This window comes from Rhizobium sp. SG570 (assembly GCF_012275345.1).
GTDB lineage: Bacteria > Pseudomonadota > Alphaproteobacteria > Rhizobiales > Rhizobiaceae > Rhizobium > Rhizobium lusitanum.
Window position 1 is genome coordinate 83331 of record NZ_JAAZQI010000023.1, and the last position, 10820, is coordinate 94150.

General features: G+C 60.5%; 6 protein-coding genes and 1 pseudogene. 6 read left to right on the forward strand and 1 reads right to left on the reverse strand.

Annotation, left to right across the window (positions count from 1 at the left end):
- The first annotated feature begins 46 nt into the window (after positions 1-46).
- The gene (locus FHT28_RS31225; protein WP_047558147.1) at positions 47-1849 is read left to right on the forward strand and encodes an NAD(P)/FAD-dependent oxidoreductase; all 1803 of its coding nucleotides are present in this window, start codon (positions 47-49) and stop codon (positions 1847-1849) included.
- A gap of 703 nt (positions 1850-2552) precedes the next feature.
- On the opposite strand, the pseudogene FHT28_RS31230 reads toward FHT28_RS31225, so the two are convergent.
- A pseudogene (locus tag FHT28_RS31230) lies at positions 2553-2783 on the reverse strand (IS701 family transposase); the annotation flags it as partial.
- A 371-nt stretch (positions 2784-3154) separates the two neighbouring features.
- Here FHT28_RS31230 and FHT28_RS31235 point away from each other — a divergent pair.
- The 5 genes from FHT28_RS31235 to FHT28_RS31255 all read left to right on the forward strand — a co-directional run bounded on the left by FHT28_RS31235 (position 3155) and on the right by FHT28_RS31255 (position 10513).
- Entirely contained in the window at positions 3155-4039 is an 885-nt protein-coding gene (locus FHT28_RS31235) for an AraC family transcriptional regulator (RefSeq protein ID WP_173412749.1), read from the forward strand.
- A gap of 168 nt (positions 4040-4207) precedes the next feature.
- The gene (locus FHT28_RS31240; protein WP_113118433.1) at positions 4208-6394 is read left to right on the forward strand and encodes a TonB-dependent siderophore receptor; all 2187 of its coding nucleotides are present in this window, start codon (positions 4208-4210) and stop codon (positions 6392-6394) included.
- A 237-nt stretch (positions 6395-6631) separates the two neighbouring features.
- Entirely contained in the window at positions 6632-7477 is an 846-nt protein-coding gene (locus FHT28_RS31245; RefSeq protein ID WP_234904028.1) for an ABC transporter substrate-binding protein, read from the forward strand.
- A gap of 7 nt (positions 7478-7484) precedes the next feature.
- Positions 7485-9461, forward strand: coding sequence for a Fe(3+)-hydroxamate ABC transporter permease FhuB (fhuB, locus tag FHT28_RS31250; RefSeq protein WP_312865295.1), 1977 nt, complete (start codon positions 7485-7487; stop codon positions 9459-9461).
- Positions 9458-10513: a siderophore-interacting protein gene (locus FHT28_RS31255; RefSeq protein ID WP_234904027.1), complete on the forward strand. Its 1056-nt coding sequence runs from the start codon at positions 9458-9460 to the stop codon at positions 10511-10513. The genes fhuB and FHT28_RS31255 overlap by 4 nt, the downstream gene beginning before the upstream one ends.
- The last annotated feature ends 307 nt before the right edge of the window (positions 10514-10820 follow it).

The window sequence follows — 10820 nt, forward strand, 5'->3', positions numbered from 1 at the left end:
TGCGGGCGTTCCATGACCACCCCCAAGCATCCACGGAGGAGAAAAAATGCTTGATATCAGCCCCGGAACCAAGATCGACACGATGCTTTCAAAGCTAGGGCAGGCGCTGGAAAGCGGCGACATCGACGCCGCTGTCAACCTGTTTCAGGCCGATTGCTACTGGCGCGACCTGGTGACATTCACCTGGAACCTGAAGACGCTGGAAGGCCATGAGCAGATCCGCGACATGCTGACCAGCCAGCTTGCCGCCACCAAGCCCTCGAACTTCGTGCAGGACACGAAGGAGGCCGCCTCGGAGGCCGGCGGCGTCACCGACGGCTGGTTCGAATTCGAGACTGCGGTCGCGCGCGGCTATGGCCATATCCGCCTGAAGGACGGCCTGATCTGGACGCTGCTCACCACCATGACGGAACTGAAGGGTCATGAGGAGCCCAAGGGGGTTCGCCGTCCGATGGGGGCGGAGCACGGCCATGACCGGGATCGCAAGACCTGGAAGGAAAAGCGCGAGATCGCGGCCGCCGAACTCGGCTATTCGGTGCAGCCCGAGGTCGTGATTATCGGCGGCGGTCAGGGCGGCATCGCGCTCGGCGCGCGTCTTCGCCAGCTCGGCGTGCCGACGATCATCATCGAGAAGAACGAGCGCCCCGGCGACAGCTGGCGCAAGCGCTACAAGTCGCTCTGCCTGCATGATCCCGTCTGGTACGATCACCTGCCCTACATCCCCTTCCCTGAGAACTGGCCCGTCTTCACGCCCAAGGACAAGGTCGGCGACTGGCTGGAAATGTACACCAAGGTCATGGAGCTGAACTACTGGGGCTCCACCACGGCCAAGTCGGCGCAATATGACGAAAAGACCGGCGAATGGACGGTCGTCGTCGAGCGGGATGGCAAGGAAGTGGTGCTGAGGCCGAGGCAGCTGGTGCTGGCGACCGGCATGTCGGGCAAGGCCAATGTGCCGAAATTCGAAGGCCAGGACGTCTTCAAGGGCGAGCAGCAGCATTCCTCGCAGCATCCCGGCCCGGACGCCTATGCCGGCAAGAAGGTCATCGTCATCGGCTCCAACAACTCCGCCCACGATATCTGCGCGGCGCTCTGGGAGGCCGGCGCGGATGTCACCATGCTTCAGCGCTCGTCCACCCATATCGTCAAGTCCGACTCGCTGATGGAGATCGGCCTCGGCGATCTCTATTCCGAGCGGGCGGTCGAGGGCGGCATGACGACGCGCAAGGCCGATCTCATCTTCGCCTCCCTGCCCTACCGGATTATGCATGAGTTCCAGATCCCGATTTACGACAAGATCCGCGAAAAGGACGCGGACTTCTATTCCTCGCTCGAAAAGGCCGGATTCATACTGGATTTCGGCGACGACGATTCGGGTCTCTTCATGAAATATCTGCGCCGAGGATCGGGCTACTACATCGACGTCGGAGCCTGCGATCTGGTCATCGATGGTTCGATCAAGCTGAAATCCGGTGTCGACGTCTCGCATCTGACGGAAAACGCCGTGGTGCTGAAGGACGGCACGGAGCTTCCGGCGGACCTCGTCGTCTATGCCACCGGCTACGGCTCGATGAACGGCTGGGCGGCCGATCTCATCTCGCGCGAAGTGGCCGACAAGGTCGGAAAATGCTGGGGCCTTGGCTCCAACACGACCAAAGACCCAGGTCCCTGGGAGGGCGAGCAGCGCAACATGTGGAAACCGACGCAGCAGGAAGCGCTGTGGTTCCACGGCGGCAACCTGCACCAATCGCGCCACTATTCGCAATACCTGTCGCTTCAGCTGAAAGCCAGGCAGGTCGGCATCGACACGCCGGTTTTCGGGTTGACCAAGTCGCACCACCTGTCTTAGCGCTCATCAAGGGCGCCGCCTTGGCCGGCGCCCTTTTGCTTCATCGGGTGGCTTATTGTATCGAAGAAAAATAGCGATCTTCAACGGCATCGCCGTGCCAAGACCGCTCGGAATACGAGCCAGCTGCCGTCTGAAATGGGCACAACGGAGCCGCGAACCATCCTGCTCGCCTTGATGGGATGTGAACCTGAGACTTTGCTATTCCGATTTTCGCTTGGTGCCAGATTATATACTAGTTGCAGGATCTTGATCCCCTCTCAAGGTGGGATCAGCACCTATATTCGGTCGTGCCTGCCATGCGTCCTGAACTGACGCATGGCCCATTGTTTGTGAATACTGCTTATCAGAATAAGATAGGGCATGAACGACAGAGAAGCGCTTCCAGACATTGATATCGCTGCAGGTACCTGCAACGACGAGGTTGAGGAGATCAGGCGGCTGAAGAAGGAACTGGCTCGCGTCTCACCCCAGAGACGGCCCTCCTTTTTTGCTTTGCGAGAAGATGGAGGCGCTGCTCCAGCTTCATTTCCTGAAAACACTTTCGTTTTCGGATGAGCAAATTGAGGCTGTTTGTGTCGGACCGCAGGCGTTGAAGGACAAGCTCAATTTGCGCCTCGCGTAAGAGACGAATTGGCATTACAGTTGCATTTTTGATTTGAGGAGCGCTTGCCTTGCTGCGGCTTGGTGTGCCCGTCGCCAAAGCGACCATGTGAGCATCGGCCAGCGTCTCAAGGGCATAGTCACGCACGATATCGCGCAAGGCGTCCGCGTCCCAATGACCACGCCCCAGAATAGCCTGCTGCCGCCATGGGCCGGGATCGCCGGCCGCCTCCGCCCGCATCCATCCCGTCTTGCGTCGCTCTTCTCCCAGCAAACCGTCCAGGAATTGGCTCGCTGAATTCGCCACCCGCTCCTGTGTAAAAAGCGGTCGCATTCGCGCTTTCACATCTCGTAACGAAGACGCCCAAAGCTCCAGCGCCGTCTCTATAGATTCAGGCAACGCACAAAGATGCAACTGTAATGCTAGCCCGAATTGCTTGCCCGATTTGCAGCGATTGATTAGCCGTGCCCAATGATGCGAACCACCATAGGCCTCGATCGCGATCAACGTTGACGGGCAGGTCGTGAAGAAGAATGGTCGCGTTGCCATATAGTACGCGAGTGACGGCGATGCGTTGAAGCTCACCGCCGGAGAGCTTCAAGCCACGCTCGCTTGCGCGAGGCATTGTCATCTAAATACTGTTGTTATAATAACTTGAGTTTAATTTACAGGATTAATGCAAGGGCGGACGCCGGAAGCAGCAAATGATGTTTCAGCCGAGAATGCAGAACAAGATCGGAGGCTTTTCCGTCATCGGCGGCATGCATCGTCGCTACTGGAACGGCATGGTTGCCGATATCTGGAACGTCAATTGTGCCGCACAAGCCGGCGGATACTATGTGGCACGCGATCCGCGCCTGTTCATCCTTCTGGAGCAGCGTGGGGCAGGTAAGACCAATGTTCGACCCTCGCCTGCCGCGCAAGGCCAGCTGCAGGATTATAGTAGCGGTCGCATCTCCTATATCCCTGCCGGCATGGAGCTCTGGGTCGACATGGCGGGCGTCGAGTTCGTGCGCCACCTCGATATTCATTTCGATGCGGAAATACTCAGCCAGCGCCTGATGGAAAATATCGATCCGGCACAGCTCGACCGGCCACAGTTGCATTTCAACGACCCGCGGGTGATGGCGCTCGCCGAGCTTATCGCCGCCGAATGTGAAAACCCCGAGCCACTGCACGATCTTTACGGCGATGGTTTGACGCTTTCGCTTTTGATAGACGTGTTGCAGTTGCGCGGAACCCAGCCACGCAAACGCAGTGGCCTTGCCACCTGGCAGTTGCGCCGTGCGGTCGACTATATCGAAGAGAACTGCACGCGCGCCATCCGGCTGGAAGAACTGGCTGAATTGACCGGCCTCTCCCAGTCGCATTTCAGCCATGCCTTCAAGGCGTCCACGGGTGTGCCGCCGCATCAATGGCAAACGCAGGCCAGGCTCGAACGGGCGAAGCAGCTTCTTCTGAACAGCGAGATGCCGCTGACGACCGTCGCCGTCGAAACCGGCTTTGCCGATCAGGCGCATTTCACCCGTGTCTTCCGCAAGAATGTCGGCACCGCGCCCGCCAGTTGGAAGCGGAGCAGGCTTGCCTGAAAACCACAGTCCGCGATCAATTGTACGTTTCGCGGAGAATTGCCCAAAAACATTCAATTTCCCCCGTGACAGACAAGCCGCACCCATAAATATGAGTTAACTACTCATCTTATCGAGGGATCGGCCAACCGGCCGAACGGGCGCAAGAATTCGGGACGAATGACGGAAATGCAGGGATTGAAGCAGGAGGTATCGCGAGCGCGGCTCATGGCGACGGGCGCAGCTATTATCGCGCTGCTAGCGGGCTCCAAGGTCATGGCGCAGGAAACGCCGACGGAGCTGCAGCCTTTGGTTATTCAGGGTTCGCAACAGAAGAGTGAAGACAGCGGCATCGCGCCGGTCAAGGGCTATGTCGCCAGGAAGACCACGGCAGGCTCAAAATCCGACACGCCAATCACCGAGGTACCGCAATCGGTCTCCGTCATCGGCCGGCAGGAAATGCAGGATCGCGGCATCACCAACAAGGTGGATGAGGTTCTGCGTTATACACCCGGCGTCACCACGCAGCCCTTCGGCAATGATGGCGATACCGACTGGTTCTACATTCGCGGCTTCGACGCGACGCAGAGCGGCGTCTTCATGAATGGCCTGACGCTCTATAGCTACGGCTTCGGTGGCTTCCAGATCGATCCCTATATGCTCGAGCGCGTCGAAGTGCTGAAAGGGCCTTCCTCCGTGCTTTATGGCGGTGCCAATCCGGGCGGCCTCGTCAACATGGTCCGCAAGGAGCCAACGGACACTCCTCAATATTCGACCGAGATCGGCATCAACAATCTCGGCAATGCCTTCGTCGGCTTCGACTTTTCCGACAAGCTTTCGGCCGACGGCGTCTACCGCTATCGCCTGACCGGCAAGATCGCCGGCGGCGACACCTATAGCGACGGCACCCACGACCTGCGCGGCTTCATCATGCCGCAGGTCACCATCTCGCCCGATGAGTCCACCAAGCTGACCGTCTTCGGCATGCTGAGCGGCCTGGACGAAATCCATAGCGGCAACGGCTTCTTCCCCTATGTCGGCACCGTTGTCGATGCCCCCTTCGGCACGATCAAGCGCGATGCCTTCTATGGCGAGCGAAGCATCGATAATCTCAAATATGCCCAGCAGATGCTGGGTTACGAATTCTCGCACGATTTCGACGGCGGCTGGACCGTGTCGCAGAACGCGCGCTACGGCCACCTCTACAAGCGCGAGGAAGGCCCGTATCTGAACGGCTATGTCGACGGCAATCCGCTCAGCCCTGGTTATGACGATCCCAACTACATGCTGAACCGCATCGGCTTCTTCGAGCGCTCAAAGGTCGATACGTTCTCCGTCGATACGCGCGCGGAAAACAAGTTCGACACCGGACTGATCAGCCATGATTTCCTGATCGGCACGGACTATTCGATCTACCGCCTCGACCAGATCCAGGCGTGCTGCGGCTCCAATCCGATCAGCGCCACCAACCCCGTCTATGGCACGCCGCAGGGCAGCAACTTCGTCTACCTCAATCAGGTCATGACGCAGCAGCAACTCGGTATCTATACGCAGGACCAGATGCGCTTCGGCGACGGCTGGCTGGTCACGCTCAACGGCCGTTACGACTTCGTCGACACCAATTCCGACTCGAAGGTCGGCACGAGCTACAAGTCGAACGTATCAGCGCCAAGCGGCCGTGCGGGCCTCGCCTACGAGTTTTCCAACGGCATCACGCCCTATGTCAGCGCCGGCACCTTCTTCAATCCTCTGATCGGCACCAGCGTTACCGGCGGTGGTCTGACGCCGGAGAAGGGCGAGCAATACGAGGCCGGCATCAAGTATGAGCCCGACTTCATCGACGGCCTGTTCACGGCGTCCATCTTCCAGATCGACCGCAAGAACATGGCGCTGACCGATCCAGTCACCTTCCTGCAGCGCCAGGTCGGCGAGGTCCGCTCGCGCGGTGTCGAATTCGAAGGCAAGGTCAATCTGGATGACAATTGGAAGCTCCTCGGCTCCTATTCCTACACCGAGCTGACGATCACCAAGGACCTCGACTCCTCCATCATCGGCAACTCGCCCTATCTGGTGCCGAATTCCACCGCATCCCTCTGGCTCGACTACGCCTTCACGAGCGATGCGCTTGACGGACTCAGCATTGGCGCCGGCGTGCGCTACCAGGGCAAATCCTGGGCAGACCAGGCCAATACGCTGCGCGTACCCTCGGCAACACTCTTCGATGCGGGCATCCGCTACGAGAAGAAGGGCTGGGGTGCGGCACTCAACGTCGCGAACCTGTTCGACAAGGAATATGTCTCGGGTTGCGCCGGCGCGAATGTGTGCGGCTACGGCGAAGCGAGAACCATCACCTTCAAGCTCAGCAAGAAGTGGTAAGTTGAGAATTATAGTATACTTTCATTTTCAATCATGGCAAGGAACCGAGGATTGCCGCAAGGCAATCCTCGAACTCGTTTCAAACCGAAGGCAACGCTTACGCATGACGACGCAGTGGCTGCGAATTTACCGCGTCGGCGCGGGGATGCTTGCCCAGTCACAGTGCTGCAGCCTGGTCAGCTATTTCCAATGACAGCAGGAAACACCCATAAGCTGTCTCGAAGACAGTTCATTGCGATGGCAGGCGCAGGCGCGATCGCAGGCCTGACGCCGGCGCGCGCGGCGGCGAGCCCGCGTGTGGCGACGCTCGATTGGGCCATTCTGGAAACCCTGCTGGCGATCGGCGCAAATGTGGTTGCCGGTACCGAATTACTGCAATTCCGCGACGTTGCCGTTACCCCGGCTATTCCCGCGGGCGTTGCCGATCTCGGGCTGCGCGGCACGCCGAACTTCGAAGTCCTTTTTGCATCCAGGCCAAATCTGATCTTCAATTCCAATTTCTATACCTGGGCCGACGATCACATGCGGCTGATCGCACCGGTCGAGAGCCACGCCATTTATCAACCCGGAGCCAACCCCTACCAGCTTTCGGAGCAGGCAACCCTTGCGATCGGCGATCGGCTTGGACTTATGACAGGTCGCGCCCTCGTCGACGCGATGCGCGAAAAGCTCGAAGCCTATCGCGCCAGTTTCAGCAAGGGCGATCACCGGCCGATCCTGCCGATCAATCTGGGCGACGCCAGGCACTTTCGCGTCTTCGGCTCCGATAGCATGTTCGGGGAAGTTCTCACCCGCACCGGCCTGACCAATGCCTGGCCGGATTTGACGAGTTATTCGGCGACCGCACCGGTCGGCATCGAACGGCTAGCCGCCATGCCGGATGCATGGATCGTCCTCATCCCGCCGCATCCGGCCGAAGCTCTGGCGGAACTCCAGCAAAGCGCATTCTGGAATGCGCTTCCGCCGGTACGGCAAGGTCGTGTCCTCATGCTCGGCTCGATCAATCCCTATGGTGCGCTGCCGGCGGCAGAACGCTTCGCCGATCTCGTTGCAGGAGGGCTCAACCGTGCATGGAACGATTGATCGGCCTGTGATTGCCCAAGGCAAATCGCTGGCACGCAACGGTGCTCTGCTCGCCACTCTCTGCATCCTTGCTTTTGCAGCTCTGCTCTTGCTGCGGCCGCAGCTTGCCGCTGATGTACGCGAAGCAGCCGCACTCAACCATATCTTGCTCACCGATAGCCTGCTGCCGCGCTCGGCTATCGCAATCATAGCCGGTGCGGCTCTCGGCCTTTCGGGCGCCTTGCTGCAAAGAGTCTTGGGCAATCCGATCGCCGACGCCTCGACGCTCGGGATCGCCGCCGGGGCGCAGCTGGCGATGACGATCGCTGTCGGGCTCTTTCCCCTCCTGATCGGCCTGCCGCGGGAGATCTCTGCCTTTGTCGGCGGGCTTGCTGCGGTCCTGATCGTTCTGGCATTGAGCTGGCGGCGTGGTCTCGACCCGGTGACGGTGGCGCTATGCGGCATGATGGTGACGCTGGTTGCAACCGCACTTAGCGTCACCATCATTCTCGCACGCGGCGAATATGCCATGTCCGTCTTCATCTGGGGCGCGGGCGCGCTGAACCAGCAAAACTGGGATGGCGTCGTCACGCTTGCGCCGCGCCTGATCATCGGCTTTGCAGCCGCATTGGTACTGGTCCGTCCTCTGACGGTGATGAGCCTGGACGACCGCAGCGCCAAGAACCTCGGCCTTGCGTTGCACAGCATGCGCCTTGCCATTCTGGCGCTTGCCGTCTGGCTGGCGGCTTCGGTGACGGCGCAGGTCGGCATCATCGGCTTTCTTGGGCTTGCCGCACCTCACATCGCCAGATTCTGCGGCGCGCGGCGCACCCGGCAGCTGCTGATCGCCGCCCCTATCGCCGGCGCCGGCCTGCTGTTCCTGACGGATTGCCTGGTGCAGCTCCTCTCGCCGGGGTTCACCGACCTTGCCCCGACGGGAGCAGCGACCGCGCTCCTTGGCGGACCGCTCCTGTTGCTGCTTCTGCGGCGCCTGCATTCCGGCAATGCGCTGCGCGCCGTTGGCGGCCCTCGGGCACGGCTGACTATTGCAGCACCGGGACGAGCGCTTGCTTTGCTCGCGCTCGGCTTCGTTCTTCTGATCCTCATTGTTCTGTCGGTCGGGCGCAGTTTCGATGGCTGGCACATGGCGATCGGCAGCCAGTTTCGGGAACTTCTGCCTTTCCGCCTGCCGCGCGCCGTCGTTGCAGCAACTGCCGGCGCGATGCTCGCCGCAGCCGGCTTCATCATGCAGCGCCTCACCGCCAATCCGCTCGCAAGCCCCGAGGTCCTGGGAGTGAGCGCCGGCGGCGGTGCGGGCCTGACGATCGCACTCTTTCTCTTTGCATTCCCCTCGCCCGTCGTCACCATCACCGCAATGACGATCGGCGCGCTGATTGCATTCCTTGGCATGATGGCATTCAGCGCGCGTGGCGGCTTCGACCCCGAGCGACTGCTGCTTTCGGGCGTCGCCATCGGCGCTCTCTGCATGGCAATCGTCACTGTCGTTCTCTCACGCGGCGATCTGCGCGCCTATCTCCTGCTGACCTGGCTGTCGGGCTCCACCAATCGGGCCGGCTCCTTCGAAGCCTGGATCGGGGTCATTTCGCTTGTGCTTCTCGTTCCGATCCTGCCGATCCTGAGGCGATGGTTCGATGTGCTGCCGCTCGGCGGCGACGTTTCGCGCTCCGTCGGCCTCTCGGTTGCGGCAAGCCGCCTCACTCTGGCGGTTCTTGCGGCCATCCTGACTGCGATCCCCTCTTTCCTCGTCGGCCCGCTCAGCCTGACGGGGCTGATCGCACCGCATCTTGGGCGCCTCATAGGCTTTCGTAGCACCGTCAAACAGTTGGGCGCGAGCTTGTTGCTTGGAGCCATGCTGCTCGTGCTGGCCGATTGGCTGTCGCACATTGTGATCTTTCCCTATGAGGTTCCCGTCGGTCTGTTCGCGGCGCTGATCGGCGGCCCCTATCTCATCTGGTTCCTGACCCGCAAGGAGACGAAAAAATGATGCATGCAAGGGATTTTACCGCTTCCGGCGTGGCGACCCACAAGGATGCCGGTCAATTGCTGGATAAGTTCTGCGCGCGTTTTGCCGAACATGTCACCATCACGAGAAGCGCGGCCGGAGCCCGCCTCGATACCGTCATCGGCAGCGCCGACATCGCCGTCAGCAATGATCGTCTCGACATCAAGCTACGTTGCCCGACGGCAGCCATGCTTTTCACAATCCGCAGCATGGTCGCCGAAAACCTGTTCGAACTCTCCACCAGCAACACGCTCGCCCTCAATTGGGCCGACGGCCCGCAACCATCAGCCATACCGAACTTCCGCGAAATCAGGGTTGTCGATGCCTACGATATCACCCCGCATATGCGCCGCGTCGTCGTCGCGACCGATGATGCAAGGCATTTCGTCGAGGGCGGCATGCATGTCCGCCTGCTCATCCCGCCGAGGGGTCGCGAGCCGGTCTGGCCGCATACGGAGCCGGACGGCCGCATCCATTGGCCGAAGGGCGATGATGCGCTCACCATCCGCGCCTATACGATCCGCAGCATCGATCTTGACCGAGGCGAGATAAATATCGATTTCGTTGTACATGAAGGCGACGATGTGCCGGGAGCGATCTGGGCGATGACCGCGCGCCGCGGCGATCGCGCCGGCCTGATCGGCCCCGGTGGCGGCGGCGTGCCAACAGCGCGCAAACTCATTCTTGCTGGCGACGAAGCCGCGCTGCCGGCCATCGCCCGCATTGCAGCCTCCGTCCCTGCCGATGCCGAGTTGCGGATCTTTCTCGAGGTCGCCGACAAACAAGAAGAGCAGCCGCTGACATCAAGCGCATCGATGAATGTCACCTGGCTGCATCGCAATGATGCCGCTGCCGGAACGACGGATACGCTTGAACGCATCCTGCGCGACATCGTGCCTGCGACCGATCCGGAAACCTTTGTCTGGGTCGCCTGCGAACAGAAGCAGGCCCGTGCCGTCCGCGCTTTCGTCAAGAGCGAGATCGCCAGGGATCCCGGCACCTTCAGCATCGCCGCCTATTGGCAGCGTTGTTGAGGGAGTGGCCGTTCACCGATGCCGCGTGCGAGTAGCGTCGTGTCTGGATGGCGCCCGCTTGGCAAGGTGATTTAGGCGATGTTTGAGCTTGGCGGGTCGGGTGCAATCATGTCTCCGGCCTGTAAGCGCGGTTTGATATGACCGCTGGCCCTGATGTTTTGCGCTCAAACCGATCCCTATCACCTTATCGCGCTTTGCCGCGCTATACGATGCCACGGGTCCTTCGGTTCGTGCGGTCCATTCCGCTTGTGCCTTCACATCACTCCTTCGTCACGGCGCCAACTTTTGTGCCCCTTGGGCAGTTCGG